This is a genomic window from Streptomyces sp. TE5632 (assembly GCF_054061295.1).
Genome location: NZ_JBSSEA010000003.1, coordinates 5,574,493 through 5,599,324 on the forward strand (window position 1 = coordinate 5,574,493; position 24,832 = coordinate 5,599,324).

General features: G+C 71.7%; 23 protein-coding genes. 19 read left to right on the top strand and 4 right to left on the bottom strand.

Going from position 1 to position 24,832, the window contains the following annotated elements; genetic code table 11:
• Positions 1-54: 54 nt before the first annotated feature.
• Both ACVW19_RS30545 and ACVW19_RS30550 read right to left on the bottom strand, forming a co-directional pair.
• A complete protein-coding gene (locus ACVW19_RS30545) occupies positions 55-186 on the bottom strand; it encodes an LPFR motif small protein (RefSeq protein WP_457463474.1) in 132 nt (43 codons plus the stop codon).
• Positions 187-292: 106 nt separating this feature from the next.
• Positions 293-1,069, bottom strand: a complete 777-nt coding sequence (locus ACVW19_RS30550) for an enoyl-CoA hydratase/isomerase family protein (protein ID WP_457463476.1) — start codon at positions 1,067-1,069, stop codon at positions 293-295.
• A gap of 269 nt (positions 1,070-1,338) precedes the next feature.
• Here ACVW19_RS30550 and ACVW19_RS30555 point away from each other — a divergent pair, with 269 nt between their 5' ends.
• Positions 1,339-1,842, top strand: a complete 504-nt coding sequence (locus ACVW19_RS30555) for an ATP-binding protein (protein ID WP_457464849.1) — start codon at positions 1,339-1,341, stop codon at positions 1,840-1,842.
• Between the two features lie 29 nt (positions 1,843-1,871).
• Here ACVW19_RS30555 and idi read toward each other — a convergent pair whose 3' ends face one another.
• Together idi and ACVW19_RS30565 are read right to left on the bottom strand one after the other, a co-directional pair.
• Entirely contained in the window at positions 1,872-2,465 is a 594-nt protein-coding gene (idi, locus tag ACVW19_RS30560) for an isopentenyl-diphosphate Delta-isomerase (protein WP_457463477.1), read from the bottom strand.
• 283 nt (positions 2,466-2,748) lie between these two features.
• Positions 2,749-3,687, bottom strand: a complete 939-nt coding sequence (locus ACVW19_RS30565; protein WP_457463478.1) for a cation diffusion facilitator family transporter — start codon at positions 3,685-3,687, stop codon at positions 2,749-2,751.
• 512 nt (positions 3,688-4,199) lie between these two features.
• On the opposite strand from ACVW19_RS30565, the gene ACVW19_RS30570 reads away from it, so the two are divergent.
• From ACVW19_RS30570 to ACVW19_RS30655, 18 genes are all read left to right on the top strand, one after another.
• On the top strand, positions 4,200-6,044 hold the full coding sequence (locus ACVW19_RS30570; RefSeq protein ID WP_457463480.1) for a DUF5941 domain-containing protein: 1,845 nt from the start codon (positions 4,200-4,202) through the stop codon (positions 6,042-6,044).
• Complete coding sequence (locus ACVW19_RS30575) at positions 6,041-6,793, top strand: phosphocholine cytidylyltransferase family protein (RefSeq protein ID WP_457463481.1); 753 nt, start codon at positions 6,041-6,043, stop codon at positions 6,791-6,793. The genes ACVW19_RS30570 and ACVW19_RS30575 overlap by 4 nt, the downstream gene beginning before the upstream one ends.
• Positions 6,781-7,842, top strand: coding sequence for an iron-containing alcohol dehydrogenase family protein (locus ACVW19_RS30580; RefSeq protein WP_457463483.1), 1,062 nt, complete (start codon positions 6,781-6,783; stop codon positions 7,840-7,842). The genes ACVW19_RS30575 and ACVW19_RS30580 overlap by 13 nt, the downstream gene beginning before the upstream one ends.
• Positions 7,820-8,599 carry a CDP-alcohol phosphatidyltransferase family protein gene (locus tag ACVW19_RS30585; protein WP_457463484.1) on the top strand — a complete coding sequence of 260 codons (780 nt, stop codon included), beginning with the start codon at positions 7,820-7,822 and terminating at the stop codon, positions 8,597-8,599. Before ACVW19_RS30580 ends, ACVW19_RS30585 begins: the two co-directional genes overlap by 23 nt.
• Before the next feature lie 44 nt (positions 8,600-8,643).
• The gene (locus ACVW19_RS30590; RefSeq protein ID WP_457464851.1) at positions 8,644-9,489 is read left to right on the top strand and encodes a glycosyltransferase family 2 protein; all 846 of its coding nucleotides are present in this window, start codon (positions 8,644-8,646) and stop codon (positions 9,487-9,489) included.
• Between the two features lie 107 nt (positions 9,490-9,596).
• Positions 9,597-10,532, top strand: a complete 936-nt coding sequence (locus ACVW19_RS30595) for an ABC transporter permease (RefSeq protein WP_457463485.1) — start codon at positions 9,597-9,599, stop codon at positions 10,530-10,532.
• Positions 10,525-11,346, top strand: coding sequence for an ABC transporter ATP-binding protein (locus tag ACVW19_RS30600; protein ID WP_457463487.1), 822 nt, complete (start codon positions 10,525-10,527; stop codon positions 11,344-11,346). Before ACVW19_RS30595 ends, ACVW19_RS30600 begins: the two co-directional genes overlap by 8 nt.
• A gap of 344 nt (positions 11,347-11,690) precedes the next feature.
• Complete coding sequence (gene hpnC, locus ACVW19_RS30605) at positions 11,691-12,593, top strand: squalene synthase HpnC (protein WP_457463488.1); 903 nt, start codon at positions 11,691-11,693, stop codon at positions 12,591-12,593.
• Entirely contained in the window at positions 12,590-13,540 is a 951-nt protein-coding gene (gene hpnD, locus ACVW19_RS30610; protein ID WP_457463490.1) for a presqualene diphosphate synthase HpnD, read from the top strand. The genes hpnC and hpnD overlap by 4 nt, the downstream gene beginning before the upstream one ends.
• Positions 13,540-13,680 carry a DUF6380 family protein gene (locus tag ACVW19_RS30615; protein ID WP_457463491.1) on the top strand — a complete coding sequence of 47 codons (141 nt, stop codon included), beginning with the start codon at positions 13,540-13,542 and terminating at the stop codon, positions 13,678-13,680. The genes hpnD and ACVW19_RS30615 overlap by 1 nt, the downstream gene beginning before the upstream one ends.
• Positions 13,677-15,146, top strand: coding sequence for a hydroxysqualene dehydroxylase HpnE (hpnE, locus tag ACVW19_RS30620; protein WP_457463492.1), 1,470 nt, complete (start codon positions 13,677-13,679; stop codon positions 15,144-15,146). The genes ACVW19_RS30615 and hpnE overlap by 4 nt, the downstream gene beginning before the upstream one ends.
• Positions 15,147-15,217: 71 nt before the next feature.
• Positions 15,218-16,282: a polyprenyl synthetase family protein gene (locus tag ACVW19_RS30625; RefSeq protein WP_457464852.1), complete on the top strand. Its 1,065-nt coding sequence runs from the start codon at positions 15,218-15,220 to the stop codon at positions 16,280-16,282.
• 119 nt (positions 16,283-16,401) lie between these two features.
• The gene (gene shc / locus ACVW19_RS30630; RefSeq protein WP_457463494.1) at positions 16,402-18,546 is read left to right on the top strand and encodes a squalene--hopene cyclase; all 2,145 of its coding nucleotides are present in this window, start codon (positions 16,402-16,404) and stop codon (positions 18,544-18,546) included.
• Positions 18,546-19,187 carry a phosphorylase family protein gene (locus ACVW19_RS30635; protein WP_457463495.1) on the top strand — a complete coding sequence of 214 codons (642 nt, stop codon included), beginning with the start codon at positions 18,546-18,548 and terminating at the stop codon, positions 19,185-19,187. The genes shc and ACVW19_RS30635 overlap by 1 nt, the downstream gene beginning before the upstream one ends.
• A 5-nt stretch (positions 19,188-19,192) precedes the next feature.
• A complete protein-coding gene (gene hpnH / locus ACVW19_RS30640; protein ID WP_457463497.1) occupies positions 19,193-20,215 on the top strand; it encodes an adenosyl-hopene transferase HpnH in 1,023 nt (340 codons plus the stop codon).
• Between the two features lie 4 nt (positions 20,216-20,219).
• Entirely contained in the window at positions 20,220-21,374 is a 1,155-nt protein-coding gene (ispG, locus tag ACVW19_RS30645; protein WP_457463499.1) for a flavodoxin-dependent (E)-4-hydroxy-3-methylbut-2-enyl-diphosphate synthase, read from the top strand.
• Positions 21,375-21,402: 28 nt separating this feature from the next.
• A complete protein-coding gene (dxs, locus tag ACVW19_RS30650) occupies positions 21,403-23,316 on the top strand; it encodes a 1-deoxy-D-xylulose-5-phosphate synthase (RefSeq protein ID WP_457463500.1) in 1,914 nt (637 codons plus the stop codon).
• Entirely contained in the window at positions 23,313-24,728 is a 1,416-nt protein-coding gene (locus ACVW19_RS30655; protein WP_457463502.1) for an aspartate aminotransferase family protein, read from the top strand. The genes dxs and ACVW19_RS30655 overlap by 4 nt, the downstream gene beginning before the upstream one ends.
• The last annotated feature ends 104 nt before the right edge of the window (positions 24,729-24,832 follow it).

Sequence of the window (24,832 nt, forward strand, 5' to 3'; positions counted from 1 at the left end):
CGCCGACAATCGGGGATCAGGGCGGTGAGTCGTCGGGCCGTGGCGCGCGCCGGGTCAGGCGCGCCGGCCGCGGCCGGCGGACGAGGCACCGCCGAAGAGACGGGCCAGAGCCCGCAGCGGCAGCGTCACGACGGTGGCGACGGCGCCGCCGATCTGGCGCAGGACATCCGCGATGGCACGGAACACGTGTTTCCCCTTTCATCCCCCGACCGTCTTCGGCCGGAACGGACCATGTGGATCTCCGTGTACCTCGTCAACGCCTCGACATGCGCGCCGTATGCGCGCCGCGCCGCTACGACTGTCCCGAGGCGGCCTGCCGTTGATCCGAAAGGCTCCATGTGAACCGGGGCGGTCTGCGTTCCAGGAACGCGGCGACCCCCTCCGCGGTGTCGCAGTTCCCGCGCGCCCGCTCGCTCCAGTGGTGGTCCCGGTCGGTGCGCCCGTTCGCGAACTCCTTCGCCGCGGCCTGCGTCAACTGTGAACGGGATGCCAGGGTCCGGGTGAACTCCGCGACCCGCCGGTCCAGTTCGCCCTCGGGCAGCACCTCGTCGACCAGTCCCGTGCGCAGGGCCCGCCCGGTGTCGATCAGTTCACCCGAGAACAGCAGGTACTTGGCGGCGGACGGACCCACCAGTGACACCAGCCGCCGGGTGGAGGACGCCGGGTAGACGATACCGAGCCTGGCCGGTGTCACCCCGAACACCGCTCCCTCCTGGGCGAACCGCAGATCGCAGGCCGCCGCCAGCTGCGCCCCGCCACCGACGCAGTGGCCCCGGATCGCCGCCAGCGTCGGTTTGGGGAAGGAGGCGAGTGCCTCCTCGGCCGCCACGGCGAGCCGCTGCGCCTCTCGCGGCGATCCCCGGAGCGTGGAGATGTCCGCCCCGGCGCAGAACGTCCCGCCCTCGCCGGTGAGCACCAGTGCCCGTACCCCGGGGTCACCCGCCAGCGTGTCGAGCAGCGGCGGCAGCGCGCGCCACATCGCGGTCGTCATGGCGTTGCGCTTGGCCGGATGGCGGATGACGACCGTGGCGACCGCGTCGGTGACGCCGTGCAGCACCTGGGGCTCCATGGGGCCGGATGTTATCCGCCCCGGCGGGGGCGCTGACCGGCAGGAGCGCACACAGCCAGGGAGGGAGTGAAGGCAAACCCATACAAACCGAATAGTTCGTCGACGTGGCATCAGGCGGGCAGAAACGATCCCTCGACGGGCGGCGACAAACGTCGACGATCAGGAACGAGCGATATTCGCTGACTTCTGTTCAGCGCTTCGGGGAGGTGCGGATCGTTACCAACACTCGACGTGTGGTGACAATCGAGTGTGAGGGTGGCGACCTGACGATGGACGACCAGGGGAGCGGCCCCGGCCCGCGCTCGGAGGGCGGGGAGAGATCCGTCGAGGCGGGCACCGCGGCACCGCTTCCGTACGAGGGTGTCTGGCGCTTCACCGCGCCCGCCGTCGACGCCTCGGTCCCGCAGGCGCGCCACGCCGTACGGGACCTGCTGCTGCGCCAGGGGGTGCCGGTCGCCGACGACGTGGTCCAGGGACTGCTGCTGATCGCCTCGGAACTGGTCACCAACGCCGTACGGCACGCGGCGCTGCTCTCCCCGACGCTCGCCGTCGAGGTCGCCGTCGGTGCCGAGTGGGTCCGGGTGTCCGTGGAGGACAACCATCCCTACCGCCCGACCGCCCTGGAGACCGACCACGGCCGCACCGGCGGCCGTGGACTGCTCCTGGTGCGCGAGATCACCCGCGAGGCGGGCGGTCTGTGCGACGTCGAGCACACCGCGAGCGGCGGCAAGGTGGTCTGGGCCGCCCTGCCGCTCAAGCCCGTGCGGCTCTGAAACCGGTCACCGGCAGGTGACCGGCACGGTCACCAGCCCGCCGACGGCCCCGTCAGCTCCCGGATCGCCGGGCGGGCGGCGTCCAGGACGGTCATGAACCACACCGAGAAGGTGTCCTCGGCGTGCCGCCGGGCCAGCTCGTCCGGGGTGACGAACGCCGTCGACGCCACCTCCTCCGGGTCCGCCCGCAGCGGTGCCTGCACCATGCCGACGAACAGATGGTTGTACTCCTGCTCCACCAGGCCCGAGGCCGGGTCCGGGTGGTTGTAGCGGACCGTGCCGGCCTCGGCGAGCAGGGACGGGGACAGGCCCAGCTCCTCGAAGGTCCGCCGGGCCGCCGCCGCGAACGGCGCCTCACCGGGGTAGGGGTGACCGCAGCAGGTGTTGGACCACACACCGGGGGAGTGGTACTTGCCCAGTGCCCGCTGCTGGATCAGCAGCCGCCCGCGCTCGTCGAACAGGAACACCGAGAACGCCCGGTGCAGCTGTCCCGGGGGCTGATGGGCCGCTAGCTTCTCCGAGGTGCCGATCGTCACGCCCTCGTCGTCGACCAGTTCCAGCAAGATCGCCTCGGCGGTACCGCTCGACGGACTGTGCGTCGCGTTGGCAGGTGTGATCGGCATACCCATCCTTCACTCGGTCTTCGCGCCCCAGTCTGCCGCACGAATCCGGTGCTCCCGGCACTCCCCGGCCCGCCCGCATGTCCCGCGGACGGCGCGACCGGCCGGTGGCGCCGTCCGGAGACCGGAAGGGGGGCTCGGTAAGCGATCGTGCCCGGACCGGTTGCCGGAGAACCGTCCGGAGCGGACCGGCATGAGGGAAAGGGCGCCGGAGCGGGGGCGAAAGGATGCGTCCGCCGGCGCACGGCCCCCGGCCCCACGCCCCGGACGCGCCTTCGGCGCCGCCTCAGTGGCAGAGCCGTGCCTCGTGCTCCGCGTGGCCGCGTGGCTCCAACTGGAAGGTGCAGTGCTCCACGTCGAAGTGGTCGCCCAGGCAGCTCTGGAGCTCGCGCAGCATCTTCTCGTGCCCGAGGGCGTCGAGGACCTCGGTGCTGACGACCACGTGGGCGGAGAGCACCGGCATGCCCGAGGTGATCGTCCAGGCGTGCAGGTCGTGGACGTCCTCGACGCCGTCCGTGGCCAGGATGTGCGCGCGGACCTGGGCCATGTCCACGCCCTTGGGTGCCGCCTCCAGCAGGACGTCCAGTGTCTCGCGCAGCAGCTTGAAGCTGCGGGGCACGATCATCAAGGCGATCGCGAGGGAGGCGATCGGGTCGGCGGCCGTCCAGCCGGTGGCCATGACGACCAGGGCGGAGACGATCACCGCGAGCGAGCCGAGCGCGTCGGCGGCCACCTCCAGGAACGCCCCCCGCACGTTCAGGCTCTCCTTCTGCCCGCGCATCAGCAGCGTCAGCGACACCATGTTGGCGACGAGGCCGACCGCGCCGAACACCAGGGTCAGCCCGCCCTCGGTATCGGCCGGCGAGACGAACCGCTGGACCGCCTCGAACAGCACATAGCCGCCCACCCCGAGCAGCAGCAGACAGTTCGCCAGGGCGGCGAGGATCTCCGCACGGGCGTATCCGAAGGTGCGGCGCTCGCTCGGCGGGCGGTTCGCGAAATGGATCGCCAGCAGGGCCATGCCGAGCCCCAGAGCGTCGGTCGCCATGTGAGCGGCGTCGGCGACGAGGGCCAGCGAGCCGGACAGCGCACCGCCGACGATCTCGACGACCATGACACCGAGCGTGATCGTCAGCGCCACCCGCAGCCTGCCGCGGTACGCCGCACTCGCCGTACCGCCGGCGGGCGCTCCGTGCGCGTGCCCGTGATCGTGTCCAGCCCCCATGGAGACCGTCCTTTCGTCGCTCGTCCCGATCACAGTGAACTACGGGTGGGGGGTATGGGGCAACGCGGCACTGAACACCGTTGTCATGTGCCCTGACCTGCGGAAACCGATCGCAGGTCAGAAGTGGTCGGGCATGCTTCGAGCCTTGTGGCGCAGCCGTCCTCCGTGATGAGATCCACACCGGGATCGCCGCACACGGGCGCCGGCGGAGAACCGGACGAAGCCGCTCCGGGCCGCGCCCGACGGCCCGCTTCCGGGCCGTAACGTCCCGTATTCGGCTCAATGCCCCTTCTGGGGGCGTGGTTTGTGACTCGGCCCCGCCATCCCTGATGATGATCGCGGCAGGGACGCGAGTGGAACCACGTCGATCCAACCGTCGAACACGCGGTGAACGTGGGTTCAGGGACATCCGATAGCCTCAGCCGACATGCCGCCCGGAGGCACGCAGCGGGCGCCCCCACCATGTACACGACCGGCGTGGACGCGCCGACACTCCAGGGAGTGAGATTCGGTTGTCGACCGCCATCCTCACCGGACAGCCGGTCCCCGGTTCGTCGCTCGAGACGGACCTGCGCTCCCTCGGCTTCGACGTGCGGATCGCGGCCGACACCGCCGAGGCCGAGACCCTGCTCGCCGAGGTGCCCGCAGACCGGCGGGTCGCCGTCGTCGACGCCCGGTTCGTGGGCCATGAGCACGCGCTGCGCCTCGGCCTCACCGACCCGCGCTTCCCGCTCGCCGCGATCCCGGGCGCCGTCACCGCCCAGCCGGCCGGCCGCCGGGCCCTGACCCGCGCGATGGCCCGCGAGAGCTCCGCCGCCGGCGAGAGCCCGGTCGGCACCACCCTCACCGGCAGTCTCGCCGACCGTGTCGTCGCCGCCCTCGAAGCCGACTGTGCCGACGGTGCCGACGGCATCGACGTGTACCGCCCCGACCTGGGCAGCCTCGTCGCCACCGTCCCCGACGACCCGCAGACCCGCAACGAGGCCAGGCAGGCCGTCGCCGCGGTCGACGACGAGGCCGTCCGCCTGAAGTCGGCGGTCAAGGCCCGCGACGGCTTCTTCACCACCTACTGCGTCAGCCCGTACTCCCGCTACCTCGCCCGCTGGTGCGCCCGCCGCGGGCTGACCCCCAACCAGGTCACCACCGCCTCGCTGCTCACCGCGCTCATAGCGGCGGGCTGCGCCGCCACCGGAACCCGCGGCGGCTTCGTCGCCGCCGGCGTCCTGCTGCTGGCCTCCTTCGTGCTGGACTGCACCGACGGCCAGCTCGCCCGCTACTCCCTGCAGTACTCCACCCTCGGCGCCTGGCTCGACGCCACCTTCGACCGCGCCAAGGAGTACGCCTACTACGCGGGCCTGGCCCTCGGCGCGGCCCGCGGTGGTGACGACGTATGGGCCCTCGCCCTCGGCGCGATGGTCCTGCAGACCTGTCGGCACGTCGTGGACTTCTCCTTCAACGAGGCGAACACGGGGGACCCCGCCAACACCAGCCCCACCGCCGCACTCTCCAACCGCCTCGACAGCGTCGGCTGGACGGTCTGGGTCCGCCGCATGATCGTCCTGCCGATCGGCGAGCGCTGGGCGATGCTCGCCGTCCTCACCGCCCTCACGACCCCCCGCATCACCTTCTACGCCCTGCTGATCGGCTGCGCCTTCGCGGCGACGTACACCACCGCGGGCCGTGTCCTGCGCTCGCTGACCCGCAAGGGACGCCGCGCCGACCGCGCGACGCGGGCCCTCGCCGACCTCGCCGACACCGGGCCGCTCGCCGAGCGCCTCGCCGCCGTGCTGAGGAACACCGCACGGCGCCTGCCCGGCTTCACCGCGCCCGCCGTCGCCCTGCTCGGCGGCGCCGCCGTCGTCACCACGGCCGCGCTGACCGGCTTCGGCGGACCGTGGACCGCCCTCGCGGCCCTGCTGTACGTCCTGACCTCCGCCCTGGCCGTCGCCCGCCCCCTGGGCGGCGCCCTCGACTGGCTGGTCCCCCCCTTCTTCCGCGCCGCCGAGTACGGCACGGTCCTGGCGCTCGCGGCCCACGCGGACGTGAACGGAGCGCTACCCGCTGCCTACGGGCTGGTGGCCGCGGTCGCCTACCATCACTACGACACGGTCTACCGCATCCGCGGCAACGCGGGCGCGCCCCCGCCCTGGCTGGTGCGGGCGATCGGGGGGCACGAGGGCCGCACACTGGCGGTCGCCGTACTGGCGGCCCTGCTCACCGCCTCGCAGTTCACGGTCGCACTCACGGTGCTCGCCGTGGCCGTGGCCCTGCTGGTGCTCGTCGAGAGCATCCGCTTCTGGGTGGCCGCCCACCGGGGTGGCGCACCCGCCGTACACGATGAAGGAGAACCCGCATGATCGGCCTCGTGCTGGCGGCCGGCGCCGGACGGCGTCTGCGTCCCTACACCGACACCCTGCCCAAGGCGCTGGTGCCGGTGGGGCCCGCGGGTATAGAGGGCGAACCGACGGTCCTCGACCTGACCCTCGGCAACTTCGCCGAGATCGGCCTCACCGAGGCGGCCGTCATCGTCGGCTACCGCAAGGAGGCCGTGTACGAGCGCAAGGCGGCCCTGGAGCGGAAGTACGGGCTCAAGCTCACCCTCATCGACAACGACAAGGCCGAGGAGTGGAACAACGCCTACTCCCTGTGGTGCGGCCGTGACGCCCTCAAGGACGGCGTGATCCTCGCCAACGGCGACACCGTGCACCCCGTCTCCGTCGAGAAGACGCTGCTCGCCGCCCGCGGCGACGGCAAGCGGATCATCCTCGCCCTCGACACGGTCAAGCAGCTCGCCGACGAGGAGATGAAGGTCGTCGCCGACCCCGAGCAGGGCATGACGAGGATCACCAAGCTGATGGACCCCGCCGAGGCCACCGGCGAGTACATCGGCGTCACCCTCATCGAGGGCGACGCCGCCCCGGAGCTGGCCGACGCGCTGAGGACCGTGTGGGAGACCGACCCGCAGCAGTTCTACGAGCACGGCTACCAGGAGCTCGTGAACCGCGGCTTCCGGATCGACGTGGCGCCGATCGGCGACATCGACTGGGTGGAGATCGACGACCACGACGACCTCGCCCGCGGACGGGAGATCACATGCCAGTACTGACCCGGCTGATCCCCTCCCCGCTCGTCGTCGACATCCGCCCCGGCGCCCTCGACAACCTGGGCTGTGTCCTCGCCGACGAGCGCATCTCGCAGTCCGGACGCCTCGCCGTCGCCGTCAGCGGCGGCTCCGGCACCGGGCTGCGCGAGCGGCTCTCCCCGTCGCTGCCCGGCGCCACCTGGTACGAGGTCGGCGGCGGCACCCTCGACGACGCGGTCCGGCTGGCCGGTGCCATAAAGGCCGGCCGCTACGACGCGGTCGTCGGACTCGGCGGCGGCAAGATCATCGACTGCGCCAAGTTCGCCGCGGCACGCGTCGGCCTCCCCCTGGTCGCCGTACCGACGAACCTCGCGCACGACGGTCTCTGCTCGCCCGTCGCCACCCTCGACAACGACGCGGGACGCGGCTCCTACGGGGTGCCCAACCCGATCGCCGTCGTCATCGACCTGGACATCATCCGGGACGCCCCGGTGCGCTACGTACGCGCCGGGATCGGCGACGCCGTCTCCAACATCTCCGCCGTCGCGGACTGGGAGCTGGCGGGCCGGGTCAAGGGCGAGCGGATCGACGGACTCGCCGCGGCCATGGCCCGGCAGGCCGGCGAGTCCGTGCTGCGCCACCCCGGAGGCATCGGGGACAACGACTTCCTCCAGGTGCTCGCCGAGGCGCTGGTCCTCAGCGGCATCGCCATGTCGGTGTCCGGTGACTCGCGGCCGTCCTCCGGGGCCTGCCACGAGATCAACCACGCCTTCGACCTGCTCTTCCCCAAGCGGGCCGCCGCCCACGGGGAGCAGTGCGGACTGGGCGCGGCCTTCGCGATGTACCTGCGCGGCGCGCACGAGGAGTCGGCGTACATGGCCGAGGTGCTGCGCCGGCACGGGCTGCCGGTGCTGCCCCAGGAGATCGGCTTCACGACGGAGGAGTTCGTCCGGGCCGTCGAATTCGCCCCGGAGACCCGGCCCGGCCGCTACACGATCCTCGAGCATCTCGACCTGAAGACCGAACAGATCAAGGACGTCTACGCCGACTATGTCAAGGCCATCGGTAGCTGAACTCCGCCCGGTCGTACACCCCGCGGGGGTGAAGGACCGGCGCAGCGGTGAGCACTGGATGGGACGCCTCTACATGCGTGAGGTGTCCCTGCGGGTGGACCGCTACCTGGTGAACACCAGGGTCACGCCCAACCAGCTCACGTACCTGATGACCGTCTTCGGCGTCCTCGCGGCCCCGGCCCTGCTGGTGCCGGGGATCACGGGGGCCGTCCTCGGCGTGGTCATGGTCCAGCTGTATCTGCTGCTGGACTGCGTCGACGGCGAGGTCGCCCGCTGGAAGCAGCAGTTCTCGCTCAGCGGGGTCTACCTGGACCGGGTCGGCGCCTACCTGTGCGACGCCGCCGTCCTGGTCGGGCTGGGCCTGCGCGCAGCCGACCTGTGGGGCACCGGGCGCATCGACTGGCTCTGGGCCTTCCTCGGCACCCTGGCCGCCCTCGGCGCGATCCTGGTCAAGGCCGAGACCGACCTGGTCGGCGTGGCCCGCCACCAGGGCGGTCTGCCGCCGGTCAAGGAGGCCGCCTCCGAGCCGCGCTCCTCCGGCATGGCACTGGCCCGCCGGGCCGCCGGGGCCCTGAAGTTCCACCGGCTGATCCTCGGCATCGAGGCGTCCCTGCTGATCCTGGTCCTCGCGATCGCGGACGCGGTCCGGGACGACCTGTTCTTCACCCGGCTCGGCACCGCCGTCCTGGCCGGGATCGCCCTGCTGCAGACCGTTCTGCACCTGGTGTCCATCCTCGCCTCCAGCAGGCTGAGGTGACCGCCGTGGGCTCCTCCCTCACGGTCGGCGCGGTGATCATCACCATGGGCAACCGCCCCGACGAACTGCGCGCCCTGCTCGACTCCGTCGCCAAGCAGGAGGGCGGCCCGGTCCAGGTGGTCGTGGTGGGGAACGGCTCGCCCGTCCCCGACGTACCCGAGGGCGTGCGCACCGTCGAGCTGCCGGAGAACCTCGGCATCCCCGGCGGCCGCAACGTCGGCATCGAGGCGTTCGGACCGAACGGCCGGGACGTCGACATCCTGCTGTTCCTCGACGACGACGGCCTCCTGGCGAGCCACGACACCGCCGAGCTGTGCCGCGAGGCGTTCACGGCCGACCCGGGGCTCGGCATCATCAGCTTCCGCATCGCCGACCCGGACACCGGGGTCACCCAGCGCCGCCACGTGCCCCGGCTGCGCGCCGCCGACCCGATGCGCTCCTCCCGGGTGACGACCTTCCTCGGCGGTGCCAACGCCGTACGCACCAGGGTCTTCGCCGACGTCGGCGGGCTGCCCGACGCGTTCTTCTACGCCCATGAGGAAACCGACCTGGCCTGGCGGGCCCTCGACGCCGGCTGGATGATCGACTACCGGTCCGACATGGTGCTGTACCACCCGACCACCGCCCCCTCGCGGCACGCGGTCTACCACCGCATGGTCGCCCGCAACCGGGTCTGGCTGGCCCGCCGGAATCTTCCCGCGCCCCTGGTCCCCGCCTATCTGAGCGTCTGGATGCTGCTCACGCTGGTGCGCAGGCCCTCACGCCCGGCGCTGAAGGCCTGGTTCGGCGGCTTCCGGGAGGGCTGGACCACCCCCTGCGGGCCCCGCCGGCCCATGAAGTGGCGTACGGTGTGGCGGCTGACCCGGCTGGGCCGGCCCCCCGTCATCTGACAAGCTCGTGTTCGAACCAGTCGGGAACCACGGGGCCACATCCGGGCTCCCCGGCACGTGCCAGGCCCGCGGGGGCCGCGCATCTCGAAGAGGGAAAGCTTCCACCAGTGAGTGAGACAACGCACGACGGCACGGTCGCGGTCAGCGCGTCCGTGCCGCCCGACGAGGGCCTCACGGCGGCCGAGCTCGCCGCCCGGTACGGGCTGACGGTCAGCGGCGCCCGCCCCACCCTGCCCGCCTACGTCCGCGAGCTGTGGGCGCGCCGGCACTTCGTCCTGGCCTTCTCCCGGGCGAAGCTGACCGCGCAGTACAGCCAGGCCAGGCTGGGCCAGCTGTGGCAGGTGGCCACCCCGCTGCTGAACGCGGCGGTGTACTTCTTCATCTTCGGGCTGCTGCTGGGCGCCCGCCGGGGCATCCCGCACGAGATCTACGTGCCGTTCCTGGTGACCGGGGTCTTCGTGTTCACCTTCACGCAGAGCTCGGTGCTGGCCGGGGTGCGGGCCATCTCCGGCAATCTGGGCCTGGTGCGGGCGCTGCACTTCCCGCGGGCGGCGCTGCCGGTCTCCTTCGCGCTGCAGCAGCTGCAGCAGCTGCTGTTCTCGATGGTGGTGCTGGTGCTGGTGGTGCTGGCGTTCGGCAGCCTGCCCGGGTGGTCCTGGCTGCTGGTGGTGCCCGCGCTGGGGCTGCAGTTCGTCTTCAACACCGGGCTGGCGCTGATCTTCGCGCGGCTGGGCAGCCGGACGCCGGACCTGGCCCAGCTGATGCCGTTCGTGCTGCGCACCTGGATGTACGCCTCGGGGGTGATGTTCAGCATCCCGGCGATGCTGGCCGGCAGGGACGTGCCGGGCTGGCTGGCCGAGGTGTTGCAGTGGAACCCGGCCGCGGTCTACATGGACCTGGTGCGCTTCGCGCTGATCGACGGTTACGGCTCCGGGTATCTGCCGCCGCATGTGTGGGCGGTCGCGGTGGGCTGGGCGCTGCTGGCCGGGGTGATCGGTTTCGTCTACTTCTGGAAGGCCGAGGAGACCTACGGTCGTGGCTGACAACACCGAAAATGCCGAAAATGCCGAAAATGCCGACACCGCTGCCGAGAAGGTCCCCACCGTCATCGCGGACGACCTGCACATCGTCTACCGCGTCAACGGGGCCAGGGGCGGCAAAGGCAGCGCCACGGCGGCGTTGAGCCGCATGATCCGGCGGGGCAAGGACGACGCGGCGCGGGGCGTGCGCACGGTGCACGCCGTGCGCGGGGTCTCCTTCGTCGCCTACCGGGGCGAGGCCATCGGCCTGATCGGCTCCAACGGCTCCGGCAAGTCGACCCTGCTGCGGGCCGTCGCCGGTCTGCTGCCCGCCGAGAAGGGCAAGGTCTACACCGGCGGCCAGCCCTCCCTGCTCGGCGTCAACGCCGCCCTGATGAACGACCTCACCGGCGAGCGGAACGTCATACTGGGCGGGCTCGCCATGGGCATGTCCCGCGAGCAGGTCCGGGAGCGCTACCAGGAGATCGTCGACTTCTCCGGCATCAACGAGAAGGGCGACTTCATCACCCTGCCGATGCGCACCTACTCCTCCGGCATGGCCGCCCGGCTGCGCTTCTCCATCGCCGCCGCCAAGGACCACGACGTCCTGATGATCGACGAGGCGCTGGCCACGGGCGACCGCAAGTTCCAGAAGCGCTCCGAGGCGCGCATCCGGGAGCTGCGCAAGGAGGCCGGCACCGTCTTCCTGGTCAGCCACAACAACAAGTCGATCCGGGACACCTGCGAGCGCGTGCTGTGGCTGGAGCGGGGCGAGCTGCGCCTGGACGGGCCGACGGACGAGGTGCTCAAGGAGTACGAGAAGTTCGCCGGGAAGTAGCCTGGCGCGCCGGGGTCCGCCGGGCCTCGGCGTCTGTCAAGGAAGCGTCAACTTCCGCCCCGTGTAGGAATCTTGACGCCAATCGGTGCGTTGTCGTGATGCACGGGACACCCCGGCGGTCGGTACCGCGTTGTACAACGTAAGCTGTAGCGGTGCCCAAAGGCGGCAATCAGGGCCATAATGCGCGACACCGCCCGGCGGTCCATCCTGCCGGAAGTGTGGGCGGCGTGTCCGAAATAGTGCGAATTGGGTCGGCAGTGTAGAACGGGAGATGTGACGGCAATGGTTACGGAGGCTCCCCTGCTGAACGCAGCATGTGCCGTCCCCGCCCAGGGCAGCCCCCGATGACGCGAACCGGCACGCCGCGCGGCGTCGACCCCGAGCGCGCCACCCTCGACAAGGCCGCCGCCGAGAACTTCCCGGTGGCGCCGTTCTTCCTGCCCAGGGCCTGGCGTGACGACCTGATGGCGGTCTACGGCTACGCCCGGCTGGTCGACGACATCGGCGACGGCGACCTGGCCCCCGGCGGAGCCGACGCCCGGCTGCTCGGCGTCGCCCCCGAACAGGCCGATGACCGGACGGCGCTGCTGGACGCGGTCGAGGCGGATCTGCACCGGGTGTTCGACGACGTCCCGCGCCATCCGCTGCTGCGCGGGCTCCAGCCGACGGTCCGCCGCCACGCCCTGACCCCCGAACCCTTCCTGGGTCTGATCGCCGCCAACCGCCAGGACCAGATCGTCAGCCGCTACGAGACCTACGACGACCTGCTCGCCTACTGCGCGTTGTCGGCCAACCCGGTCGGCCGCCTCGTCCTCGCCGTGACCGGCACCGCGAGCCCCGAGCGGATCCGCCGTTCCGACGCCGTCTGCACCGCTCTCCAGATCGTCGAGCACCTCCAGGACGTCGCCGAGGACCTCGGCCGCGACCGCGTCTACCTGCCCGCCACGGACATGAAGCGCTTCCACGTCCAGGAGGCGGACCTCGCCGCGCCGCACGCCGGCGCGTCGGTGCGCGCGCTGATCGCGTTCCAGGCGCAACGCGCCCGGGACCTCCTGGAGGAGGGCGAGCCCCTCGTGGCCGGCGTCCACGGCAGGCTGAAACTGCTGCTCGCGGGATTCCTGGCAGGGGGAAGGGCGGCCCTCGGTGCCATCGCCGCCGCCGAATACGACGTACTCACCGGCCCGCCCAAGCCCGGCAAGGTCCGGCTGCTGCGCGAGGTGGGCATGACGCTGCGAGGAGAGGGGTGATCCGGACCGTGGAATCGGAAGCGCACGTGTCAGCACCGGTGCTCGCCGCATACCGGTACTGCGAGGCCGTCACCGGACAGCAGGCCCGCAACTTCGCCTACGGTATCCGGCTGCTGCCGACGCCCAAGCGGCGCGCGATGTCCGCGCTGTACGCGCTCTCCCGGCGCGTCGACGACATCGGCGACGGCCCGCTGGCGGACGACGTCAAGCTCGCCAGGCTCGAGGACACCCGGGCGCTGCTCGCCCGGGTCCGCAACGGCGCGGTCGACGAGGACGACACCGACCCGGTCGCCGTCGCCCTCACGCACGCCGCACAGCGGTTCCCGATTCCGCTCGGCGGCCTGGACGAACTCCTCGACGGCGTCCAGATGGACGTGCGCGGCGCGACCTACGAGACCTGGGACGACCTGAAGGTCTACTGCCGCTGCGTCGCGGGTGCCATCGGGCGCGTCTCCCTCGGCGTCTTCGGTACGGAACCCGGCGCGCGGGGTGTCGAGCGCGCCGCCGAGTACGCCGACACGCTGGGGCTCGCGCTCCAGCTCACCAACATCCTCCGGGACGTCAGGGAGGACGCCGGGGGCGGTCGCACGTACCTGCCCGCCGACGACCTCGCCAAGTTCGGCTGCGCGGCCGGGTTCAGCGGGCCGACCCCGCCGCAGGGCTCCGACTTCGCGGGCCTCGTCCACTTCGAAGTGCGCAGGGCCCGTGCCCTGTTCGCCGAGGGCTACCGGCTGCTGCCCATGCTCGACCGGCGCAGCGGCGCCTGTGTCGCCGCCATGGCCGGCATCTACCGCCGTCTCCTCGACCGCATCGAGCGCGAGCCCGAGGCCGTGCTGCGCGGCCGGGTCTCCCTGCCCGGACGGGAGAAGGCCTACGTCGCGGTGCGCGGACTCTCCGGCCTGGACACCCGCAGCGCGACCCGGCGGACCGTCAGGAGGCGCGCCTGATGGACACACCGCTTCCAGTCGGCATCCCCGCCGGGAAGCGGCGGGCAACCCTCCGCCGCCATGCCGCGTCCCGTACTGAGACGGCCGTCCGCGCACCGTCCGGACCGTACGGCGGCCGGGCAGGAAAGGGCGCACCATGACCCCTGTCAACAGGCCCGAAGGCTCACCCGCCGGGGATCGGGCACCGGCGGGACGGCACGCCGTCGTGATCGGCGGCGGGCTCGCCGGAGTCACCGCCGCGCTCGCGCTCGCCGACGCCGGAGTGCGCGTCACCCTGTTCGAGGGCCGCCCGCGGCTCGGCGGGCTCGCCTTCTCCTTCCAGCGCGGCGACCTGACCGTCGACAACGGCCAGCACGTGTACCTGCGCTGCTGCACCGCCTACCGCTGGTTCCTCGACCGGATCGACGGAGCCGCCCTGGCACCGCTGCAGAATCGTCTCGACGTCCCCGTTCTCGACGCCGACCGGCCCGAGGGCCGACGGCTCGGCCGGCTGCGCCGCGACGCGCTGCCCGTACCCCTGCACCTGGGGCGCAGCCTCGCCACGTACCCGCACCTCTCGCTCGCCGAGCGGGCCGGGGTGGGCCGGGCCGCACTCGCGCTCAAGAGGCTCGACCTCGCCGATCCGGCCCTCGACGAGCAGGACTTCGGCAGCTGGCTGGCCGCGCACGGCCAGTCGGCGCGCACCGTCGAGGCACTGTGGGACCTGGTCGGGGTCGCCACCCTCAACGCGGTCGCGGGCGACTCCTCCCTGGCGCTCGCCGCGATGGTGTTCAAGACCGGACTGCTGTCCGACCCGGGCGCCGCCGACATCGGCTGGGCCCATGTCCCGCTGGGCGACCTGCACGACCGGCTGGCCCGCAAGGCGCTCGACTCCGCGGGCGTGCGTACCGAGGTCCGCACCCGGGTCACCTCCGTCTCCCCGCACGGCGACGCGGGGTGGAGCGTCCAGGTGCCCGGCGAGACGCTCGAGGCGGACGCGGTCGTCCTCGCCGTACCGCAGCGCGAGGCGCACGACCTGCTGCCCGCGGGAGCGCTCGACGAGCCGGAGCGGCTGCTCCGCATCGGCACCGCGCCGATCCTCAACGTCCACGTCGTCTACGACCGCAAGGTGCTCACCCGGCCCTTCTTCGCGGCCCTCGGCAGCCCCGTGCAGTGGGTCTTCGACCGCACCGAGGCGTCCGGCCTGCGGCAGGGGCAGTACCTGGCCGTGTCGCAGTCGGTCGCGCAGAACGAGATCGACGAGGCCGTGGCCGCGCTGCGCGCACGCTATCTGCCCGAACTGGAACGGCTGCTGCCGCGCACCCGTGGCGCCGGCGTACGGGACTTCTTCGTCACCCGGGAGCGCACCGCCACGTTCGTTCCCGCGCCCGGCGTCGGACGGCTCAGGCCCGGCGCCCGCACCAAGGCCCCCGGCCTGTATCTGGCCGGAGCGTGGACCGCCACCGGGTGGCCCGCGACCATGGAGGGTGCGGTCCGCAGCGGCGTCGACGCGGCGGACGCCGCGCTGAGCGCCCTGGGCCGGCCCCGCCCCCGTCACCTCTTCGCAGAGGAGGAGGCGGCCGACCGCGGCGTTCCGGGCGCCGCCGTGCGAGGTGGGCTCCGGTGACCGCCGACGCACCCGCCGCGGCAGGCCCGCGCACCCCCGGTACCGCAACAAGAGGAGAGACTGTGCCCACTGTGCCCCCGGCCTCGAAGGCCGCTGGAAGGACCGCGGCGGACGCGCCCGCGCTCCTGGAGCGCGGCCGGACACTGGCCATGCCGGTACTGCGGGCGGCCATCGACCGCCTGGCGCCTCCCATGGACACCGTCGCCGCCTACCACTTCGGCTGGATCGACGCCGACGGCCGGCCCGCCGACGGCGACGGCGGCAAGGCCGTACGCCCCGCGCTCGCCGTGCTGTCCGCCGAGGTCACCGGTGCCGCCCCCGAGGTCGGCGTCCCCGGTGCGGTCGCCGTCGAACTCGTGCACAACTTCTCCCTGCTGCACGACGACCTGATGGACGGCGACGAACAGCGCAGGCACCGCGACACCGTCTGGAAGGTGCACGGCCCCGCCCAGGCCATCCTGGTCGGCGACGCCCTGTTCGCCCTCGCCTACGAGGTGCTGCTGGAACTCGGCACCGCCGAGGCCGCCCGGGCGGCCAGCCGGCTGACCACCGCCAGCCGCTCCCTCATCGACGGCCAGGCGCAGGACATCTCCTACGAGCACCGCGAACGAGTCGGCGTCGAGGAGTGCCTGGAGATGGAGGGCAACAAGACCGGCGCCCTGCTGGCCTGCGCCAGCTCCGTCGGAGCCGTCCTCGGCGGTGCCGACCAGCACACCGCCGACACCCTGGAGACCTACGGCTACCACCTCGGCCTGGCGTTCCAGGCCGTCGACGACCTGCTCGGCATCTGGGGCGACCCTGCTGCCACCGGCAAGCAGACCTGGAGCGACCTGCGGCAGCGCAAGAAGTCCCTCCCGGTCGTGGCGGCGCTCGCCGCGGGCGGCCCCGCCTCCGAACAACTCGCCCACATCCTCGCCGCCGACGCCGAGAGCAGCGACTTCGCGAACTTCTCCGAGGAGGAGTTCGCGGCCCGCGCGGCCCTCATCGAGCAGGCCGGCGGACGGGAGTGGACCGCCGAGGAAGCACGTCGTCAGCACACCACCGCCATCGAAGCCCTCGACGCCGTCGACATGCCCGACCGAGTACGGGATCGGTTCACGGCGCTCGCGGACTTCGTCGTCGTACGAAAGAGATGATCACCATCGGTCGAATAGCCCTCGCGTAGTCGCCGGCCGGTGTGACGAGGAGTACGGCACCGGCCGACGGCGGACCCACAGCAGACGCACACATTGCAGGACTGCACGAAGGGGAAGCCATGACAGCGACGACCGACGGAAGCACCGGGACGGCCCTGCCGTCCCGAGTGACCGCGGCCAGCGAAAACGACACCGACATCCCCGAGGCGGCCGGGGCACCCGACATCGCCGCCGGTGCCATGCGGCGCGCCACCGAGTTCCTGCTGTCCCGCCAGGACGACCAGGGCTGGTGGAAGGGAGACCTCGAGACCAACGTCACGATGGACGCCGAGGACCTGCTGCTGCGTCATTTCCTCGGCATCCTCGACGAGGAGACCACCCACGCCGCCGCCCTGTTCATCCGGGGCGAGCAGCGCGAGGACGGCACCTGGGCCACCTTCCACGAAGGACCCGGCGAACTCTCCGCCACCATCGAGGCGTACGTCGCCCTCCGGCTGGCCGGTGACCCGCCGGACGCCCCGCACATGGCGCGGGCCTCCGCCTGGGTCCGCGAGCACGGCGGGGTCGCCGCCTCCCGGGTCTTCACCCGGATCTGGCTGGCCCTGTTCGGCTGGTGGAAGTGGGAGGACCTGCCGGAACTCCCGCCCGAGCTGATCTGGTTCCCGTCCTGGGTGCCGCTCAACATCTACGACTTCGGCTGCTGGGCACGGCAGACCATCGTCCCGCTGACGATCGTCTCCGCCAAGCGGCCGGTACGGCCCGCCCCGTTCCCGCTGGACGAACTGCACACCGACCCGGCCCGCCCCAACCCTCCCGTACCGCTCGCTCCGGCGACCAGTTGGGACGGCGCCTTCCAGCGGCTGGACAAGGGCCTGCACGCGCTGCGCAGGGCCGTCCCGCGCGGGCTGCGCAGGGCGGCGATGCACACCGCGGCCCGCTGGATCATCGAGCGGCAGGAGAACGACGGCTGCTGGGGCGGCATCCAGCCGCCCGCCGTGTACTCGGTCATCGCCCTGCACCTGCTCGGCTACGACCTGAACCACCCGGTGATGCGCGCGGGACTCCAGTCCCTGGACCGGTTCGCCGTGTGGCGCGAGGACGGCGCCCGGATGATCGAGGCCTGCCAGTCCCCGGTGTGGGACACCTGTCTCGCCACCATCGCCCTGGCCGACGCCGGTCTGCCCGCCGATCACCCGCAACTGGTCAGGGCCGCCGACTGGATGCTCGGCGAACAGGTCGTCAGACCCGGAGACTGGTCCGTCCGCAGGCCCGGACTGCCGCCCGGTGGCTGGGCGTTCGAGTTCCACAACGACAACTACCCCGACATCGACGACACCGCCGAAGTGGTCCTCGCGCTCCGCCGGGTCAAGCACCATGACCCGGAGCGGGTCGACAACGCCATCGGCCGCGGAGTGCGCTGGAACCTCGGCATGCAGTCCCGCAACGGTGCCTGGGGCGCGTTCGACGTCGACAACACCAGCCCGTTCCCCAACCGGCTGCCGTTCTGCGACTTCGGCGAGGTCATCGACCCGCCGTCGGCCGATGTCACCGCCCACGTCGTGGAGATGCTCGCCGTCGAGGGACTCGCCCACGACCCGCGCACCCGGCGCGGCATCCGGTGGCTGCTCGCCGAACAGGAGCCGGACGGCTCGTGGTTCGGCCGCTGGGGCGTCAACTACCTCTACGGCACCGGGGCCGTGGTGCCCGCGCTGGTCGCCGCCGGGCTCCCCGGCTCGCACCCGGCGATCCGGCGGGCCGTCGCCTGGCTTGAGTCGGTCCAGAACGACGACGGCGGCTGGGGCGAAGACCTGCGCTCCTACCGGCACGTCCGTGAGTGGAGCGGCCGGGGCGCCTCGACCGCGTCGCAGACGGGGTGGGCGCTGATGGCCCTGCTGGCGGCCGGCGAGAAGGAGTCCGGGGCCGTCGAGCGCGGCATCGAGTGGCTGGCCGCCACCCAGCGGGAGGACGGCTCCTGGGACGAGCCATACTTCACCGGCACCGGTTTCCCCTGGGACTTCTCCATCAACTACCACCTCTACCGGCAGGTCTTCCCGCTCACCGCGCTCGGCCGGTACGTGAACGGGGAACCGTTCGCCGGGAAGTCCGCCGCGGCACAGCCGGGCGCGGGCACGGCGAGCGCGGGCGCACCGGAGGCTTCGGGCGTCGGCGCATCTGACGTCGACACATCTGACGTCGGCGCGTCGGACGCCGGTGCCCCGGGTGCCGGGCCGGAGCAGCGGCTCGCCGAGGCGAAGGGCAGCTGATGAGCGCCCGGCCGGCCCCGGCCCCGCTGCTGATCGCCTGCGCGCTCGGCATCGAGCAGCTCGCCCTGCACCGGCGGGTGCGGGCAGGGTCCGCCGGGCCGGTCGCCGTCCTGCGGACGGGCATGGGGCCGGAGGCGGCCGAGCGCTCGGTCACCCGGATGCTCGCCGAACGGGTGCTGCGCGACGCGGCCGTGCTGGCCACCGGCTTCTGCGCGGGGCTGGCCCCCGGGATGCACCCCGGCGACCTGGTGGTCGCCGAGGAGACCCGGGACCCGCGCGGCAGCGTCCCCTGCGACGGCGCCGAGCTGCTGGTGAAGGAACTGGCCCGGGTCGCCCCGGGGCGCACCGTCCACACCGGCCTGCTCACCGGTTCCGGGCACGTCGTCCGCGGGGACGAACGGTCCGAGCTGCTCGCCACCGGCGCGATCGCCGTCGACATGGAGTCCGCGGCCACGCTCCTGAGCGCCGTCCGATTGGGTGCGCGCCCTGTTGCGGCCGTCCGGGTGGTCGTGGACGCTCCTGAACATGAACTGGTCCGGATCGGCACGGTGCGCGGTGGAATATCGGCTTTCCGCGTTCTTCGTTCCGTTCTTCCCGCGTATCTCGAATGGCACCGTTCCTTGCTGCTCCCCAGGAGGTGAGCCAGATGGCCATGCCACTGCGGCAGTCCATCAAGGTCGCTACGTACTTGGCCGAACAGAAGCTCCGCAAGCGCGAGAAGTTTCCGCTCATCGTCGAGCTGGAACCGCTCTTCGCCTGCAATCTCGCGTGCGAGGGCTGCGGGAAGATCCAGCACCCGGCCGGGGTGCTCAAGCAGCGCATGCCGGTCGCCCAGGCCGTGGGCGCGGTGCTGGAGTCCGGTGCGCCGATGGTGTCGATCGCCGGCGGCGAGCCGCTGATGCACCCTCAGATCGACGAGATCGCACGCCAGTTGGTGGCCAGGAGGAAGTACGTCTTCCTGTGCACCAACGCCATGCTGCTGCGCAAGAAGATGGACAAGTTCACGCCGTCGCCCTACTTCGCCTTCGCCGTGCACATCGACGGACTGCGCAAGCGGCACGACGAGTCCGTCGCGAAGGAGGGCGTGTTCGACGAGGCCGTGGCCGCCATCAAGGAGGCCAAGCGGCGCGGCTTCCGGGTCACCACCAACTCGACCTTCTTCAACACCGACACCCCGCAGACCGTCATCGAGGTGCTCGACTACCTCAATGACGACCTCCGCGTCGACGAGATGATGATCTCGCCCGCCTACGCCTACGAGAAGGCTCCCGACCAGGAGCACTTCCTCGGCGTGGAGCAGACCCGCGAGCTGTTCAGGAAGGCCTTCGCGGGCGGCAACCGCCGCCGCTGGCGGCTGAACCACTCCCCGCTGTTCCTGGACTTCCTCGAGGGCAGGGTCGACTTCCCGTGCACCGCGTGGGCGATCCCGAACTACTCGCTCTTCGGCTGGCAGCGCCCCTGCTATCTGATGAGCGACGGCTATGTGCCGACCTACCGGGAGCTGATCGAGGAGACCGACTGGGACAAGTACGGCCGCGGCAAGGACCCGCGCTGCGCCAACTGCATGGCGCACTGCGGGTACGAGCCCACCGCCGTCCTCGCCACCATGGGGTCGCTCAAGGAGTCCCTGCGCGCCATGCGCGACACGGTCTCGGGAAACAGGGAGTGAGGACATGACCGCCGTCGCCCTGGGCATGCCGTCCGTTCCGATCACCCTGGCCCCGCGCCGCACGAGCCGGAAGATCCAGGTCGGGTCGGTGGCGGTGGGCGGCAACGCGCCGGTGTCGGTGCAGTCGATGACCACCACCCGCACCGCGGACATCGGCGCGACGCTGCAGCAGATCGCCGAGCTGACCGCCTCGGGCTGCCAGATCGTGCGGGTGGCCTGCCCCACCCAGGACGACGCGGACGCGCTGGCCACCATCGCCCGCAAGTCGCAGATCCCGGTGATCGCCGACATCCACTTCCAGCCCAAGTACGTGTTCGCCGCGATCGAGGCCGGCTGCGCGGCGGTGCGGGTCAACCCGGGCAACATCAAGCAGTTCGACGACAAGGTCAAGGAGATCGCGCAGGCGGCGAACGAGCACCGCACGCCGATCCGGATCGGGGTCAACGCCGGGTCGCTGGACCGGCGGCTGCTGCAGAAGTACGGCAAGGCCACCCCGGAGGCGCTGGTGGAGTCCGCGCTGTGGGAGGCGTCGCTGTTCGAGGAGCACGGCTTCCGGGACATCAAGATCTCCGTCAAGCACAACGACCCGGTGGTGATGGTGGAGGCCTACCGGCAGCTGGCGGCGCGGTGCGACTATCCGCTGCACCTGGGGGTGACCGAGGCGGGTCCGGCGTTCCAGGGCACCATCAAGTCGGCGGTGGCCTTCGGCGCGCTGCTCAGTGAGGGGATCGGCGACACCATCCGGGTGTCGCTGTCGGCGCCGCCGGCCGAGGAGGTCAAGGTGGGGCTGCAGATCCTGGAGTCGCTGAATCTGCGGCAGCGGGGTCTGGAGATCGTCTCGTGTCCGTCCTGCGGGCGGGCGCAGGTGGATGTGTACAAGCTGGCCGACGAGGTGACCGCCGGGCTGGAGGGGATGGAGGTGCCGCTGCGGGTGGCGGTGATGGGCTGTGTGGTCAACGGTCCGGGCGAGGCCCGTGAGGCCGACCTCGGGGTGGCCTCGGGCAACGGCAAGGGGCAGATCTTCGTGAAGGGCGAGGTGATCAAGACCGTCCCGGAGTCGAAGATCGTGGAGACCCTGATCGAGGAGGCCATGAAGATCGCCGAGCGGATGGAGAAGGACGGCGTCGCATCGGGGGAGCCGGCCGTCACCGTGAGCTGAACAGCACGGAACCGAAGGGGGCCCGAGCGTGACGATTCTGGAGAGCATCCGGCAACCACGTGACCTGAAGGCGCTGTCCGAGGCGGAACTCGGTGAACTGTCCGAAGAGATCAGGGAGTTCCTGGTGCACGCGGTCGCCAGGACCGGAGGGCATCTCGGGCCCAACCTGGGCGTGGTGGAACTCACCGTGGCCCTGCACCGGGTCTTCGAGTCGCCCGTCGACCGCATCCTGTGGGACACGGGCCACCAGGGCTATGTCCACAAGCCCCTGACGGGACGTCAGGACTTCTCCAAGCTGCGCGGCAAGGGAGGCCTGTCGGGCTATCCCTCGTGCGAGGAGTCGGAGCACGACGTCGTCGAGAACAGCCACGCCTCCACGGCCCTCGGCTGGGCCGACGGACTGGCCAAGGCCCGCCGGATGCAAGGGGAGAAGGGGCATGTCGTCGCCGTGATCGGCGACGGCGCCCTGACCGGCGGCATGGCCTGGGAGGCGCTGAACAACATCGCCGCCGCCAAGGACCGCCCGCTGATCGTCGTCGTCAACGACAACGAACGTTCCTACGCCCCGACCACCGGCGGCCTCGCGAACCACCTCGCGGCCCTGCGCACCACCGACAGCTACGAAAAGGTGCTGGCCTGGGGCAAACACGTGCTCCAGCACACCCCGTTGATCGGCGGCGCCGTCTACGAGGCGCTGCACGGCGCGAAGAAGGGCTTCAGGGACGTCTTCGCCCCCCAGGGTCTCTTCGAGGACCTGGGCCTGAAGTACGTCGGCCCCGTCGACGGGCACGACGTCAAGGCCGTGGAGTCCGCCCCGCGCCGCGCCAAACGCTTCCACGGGCCCGTCCTGGTCCACTGCCTCACCGAGAAGGGCCGCGGTTACGAACCCGCCGTCGCCCACGAGGAGGACCACTTCCACACCGTCGGCGTGATGGACCCTCTCACCTGTGCGCCGCTCGCACCGGCCGGCGCACCCTCCTGGACCTCGGTCTTCGGTGAGGAGATCGTCCGCATCGGCGAGGAGCGTGAGGACGTGGTGGCGATCACCGCCGCCATGCTGCATCCGGTGGGCCTGGGCGCCTTCGCCGAACGGTTCCCGGACCGGGTGTGGGACGTCGGCATCGCCGAGCAGCACGCCGCCGTGTCCGCGGCGGGCCTGGCGACCGGCGGCCTGCATCCGGTCGTCGCCGTCTGCGCGACCTTCCTCAACCGCGCCTTCGACCAGCTGCTGATGGATGTGGCGCTGCACCGCTGCGGGGTCACCTTCGTCCTGGACCGGGCCGGTGTCACCGGCACCGACGGGCCCTCCCACAACGGCATGTGGGACATGTCGATCCTCCAGGTCGTCCCCGGCCTGCGGATCGCCGCACCGCGCGACGCGGACCAACTGCGCGTCCAGTTGCGGGAGGCGGTCGCCGTCGACGACGCGCCGACGCTGCTGCGGTTCCCCAAGGAGTCCGTGGGACCGGCGATCCCGGCGCTCGGCCGGGTCGGCGGCATGGACGTGCTGCACCGCACCGGTGATCCCGAGGTGCTGCTGGTGGCGGTCGGGGTGATGGCGCCCGTCTGTCTCCAGGCCGCCGAACTGCTCGAAGCCCGTGGCATCCGCTGCACCGTGGTCGACCCCCGATGGGTCAAGCCCGTCGACCCGGCGCTGGCCGGGCTGGCCGCCCGGCACCGTCTCGTGGCCGTCGTCGAGGACAACGGCCGTGCGGCGGGCGTGGGTTCGGCCGTGGCCCTGGTGCTGGGCGACGCCGATGTCGACGTACCGGTACGGCGGTTCGGCATCCCGGAGCAGTTCCTCGCGCACGCCAAACGCGGCGAGGTGCTGGCCGGCATCGGCCTGACGCCCGTCGAGATCGCCGGCCGGATCAGCGCGAGCCTGACCGTCGGGGACGAGCAGCCGAAGCAACCACAGGACCGACAGGAGTCACCGCAATGACCATCGCGGAGTCCGCGTCGAAGCCGTCGCGGGCCGGGGATTTCGACCTCGGCGCGCTGCTGGCCGAACGGGGAGCCGAGCGCTACGAGCTGCACACCCGGTACCTCAACCACCAGCTCCCGCGCATGCTGCACACCATCGGCTTCGACAAGGTCTACGAACGAGCCGAGGGAGCCCATTTCTGGGACGCGGACGGCAACGACCACCTGGACATGCTCGCCGGATTCGGGGTGATGGGCCTGGGGCGCCACCACCCCGTGGTCCGCAAGGCGCTGCACGACGTCCTCGACGCCTCGCTCGCCGACCTCACCCGCTTCGACTGCCAGCCGCTGCCCGGTCTGCTGGCCGAGCGGTTGCTCGCGCACAGCCCCCATCTGGACCGGGTGTTCTTCGGCAACAGCGGAACGGAGGCGGTCGAGGGCGCCCTGAAGTTCGCCCGCTACGTGACGGGCAGGCCGCGTGTCCTGTACTGCGAGCACGCCTTCCACGGCCTGACCACCGGCTCCCTGTCCGTCAACGGCGAGTCCGGCTTCCGCGACGGCTTCGCCCCGCTGCTGCCCGACACGGCGGTACCGCTCGGCGACCTGGACGCGCTGGAGCGGGAGCTGGCCAAGGGCGATGTCGCCGCCCTCATCGTGGAGCCGATCCAGGGCAAGGGCGTGCACGAGGCCCCGCCCGGCTATCTGCGCGCCGCGCAGGAACTGCTGCACCGGCGCAAGGCGCTGCTGATCGCCGACGAGGTGCAGACCGGACTCGGGCGGACCGGCGACTTCTACGCCTACCAGCACGAGGAGGGGGTCGAGCCGGACCTGGTGTGCGTGGCCAAGGCGCTCTCCGGCGGCTATGTGCCGGTGGGGGCCACGCTCGGCAAGGACTGGATCTTCCGCAAGGTCTACTCGTCGATGGACCGGGTGCTGGTCCACTCGGCCAGCTTCGGGGCCAACGCCCAGGCGATGGCCGCGGGCCTCGCGGTCCTGTCGGTCATGGAGAACCAGCACATCGTCGCGCACGTCCGGGCCACCGGAGAGCTGCTGCGGTCCCGGCTCGCGGCACTGACCGAGAAGTACGAGCTGCTGGCCGACGTCCGAGGCCGGGGCCTGATGATCGGCATCGAGTTCGGCCGGCCGCGGTCGCTCAAGCTGCGCGGCCGCTGGGCCGCGCTGCAGGCCGCGCGCAAGGGGCTCTTCGCGCAGATGGTGGTCGTGCCGCTGCTGCGGCGGCACAGGATCCTCACCCAGGTCTCCGGCGACCACATGGAGGTGATCAAACTGATCCCGCCGCTGATCATCGACGAGCGGGACGTGGACCGGTTCGTGGACGCCTTCACGGCGGTGATGGACGACGCCCACGACGGCGGTCTGGTGTGGGAGTTCGGCAGGACCCTGATGAAGCAGGCGGTCGTCGGCCGGTGAGACACTGGCCCCGTCCGGCCGTGACGGCCTCCCGGCCGTGATGCCTGCCGGGTCGTGACACCCGCCCCTTTTTTGCCCGTGAGGCAAGAAATTTGCCCCACGGG

Coding starts and splice junctions, on each gene's coding strand:
- ACVW19_RS30550 (WP_457463476.1), bottom strand. CDS start 1,069: ATGGAGCCCCAGGTGCTGCACGGCGTCACCGACGCGGTCGCCACGGTC.
- ACVW19_RS30555 (WP_457464849.1), top strand. CDS start 1,339: ATGGACGACCAGGGGAGCGGCCCCGGCCCGCGCTCGGAGGGCGGGGAG.
- idi (WP_457463477.1), bottom strand. CDS start 2,465: ATGCCGATCACACCTGCCAACGCGACGCACAGTCCGTCGAGCGGTACC.
- ACVW19_RS30565 (WP_457463478.1), bottom strand. CDS start 3,687: ATGGGGGCTGGACACGATCACGGGCACGCGCACGGAGCGCCCGCCGGC.
- ACVW19_RS30575 (WP_457463481.1), top strand. CDS start 6,041: ATGATCGGCCTCGTGCTGGCGGCCGGCGCCGGACGGCGTCTGCGTCCC.
- ACVW19_RS30580 (WP_457463483.1), top strand. CDS start 6,781: ATGCCAGTACTGACCCGGCTGATCCCCTCCCCGCTCGTCGTCGACATC.
- ACVW19_RS30585 (WP_457463484.1), top strand. CDS start 7,820: ATGTCAAGGCCATCGGTAGCTGAACTCCGCCCGGTCGTACACCCCGCG.
- ACVW19_RS30590 (WP_457464851.1), top strand. CDS start 8,644: ATGGGCAACCGCCCCGACGAACTGCGCGCCCTGCTCGACTCCGTCGCC.
- hpnC (WP_457463488.1), top strand. CDS start 11,691: ATGACGCGAACCGGCACGCCGCGCGGCGTCGACCCCGAGCGCGCCACC.
- ACVW19_RS30615 (WP_457463491.1), top strand. CDS start 13,540: ATGGACACACCGCTTCCAGTCGGCATCCCCGCCGGGAAGCGGCGGGCA.
- hpnE (WP_457463492.1), top strand. CDS start 13,677: ATGACCCCTGTCAACAGGCCCGAAGGCTCACCCGCCGGGGATCGGGCA.
- shc (WP_457463494.1), top strand. CDS start 16,402: ATGACAGCGACGACCGACGGAAGCACCGGGACGGCCCTGCCGTCCCGA.
- ACVW19_RS30635 (WP_457463495.1), top strand. CDS start 18,546: ATGAGCGCCCGGCCGGCCCCGGCCCCGCTGCTGATCGCCTGCGCGCTC.
- hpnH (WP_457463497.1), top strand. CDS start 19,193: ATGGCCATGCCACTGCGGCAGTCCATCAAGGTCGCTACGTACTTGGCC.
- ispG (WP_457463499.1), top strand. CDS start 20,220: ATGACCGCCGTCGCCCTGGGCATGCCGTCCGTTCCGATCACCCTGGCC.
- ACVW19_RS30655 (WP_457463502.1), top strand. CDS start 23,313: ATGACCATCGCGGAGTCCGCGTCGAAGCCGTCGCGGGCCGGGGATTTC.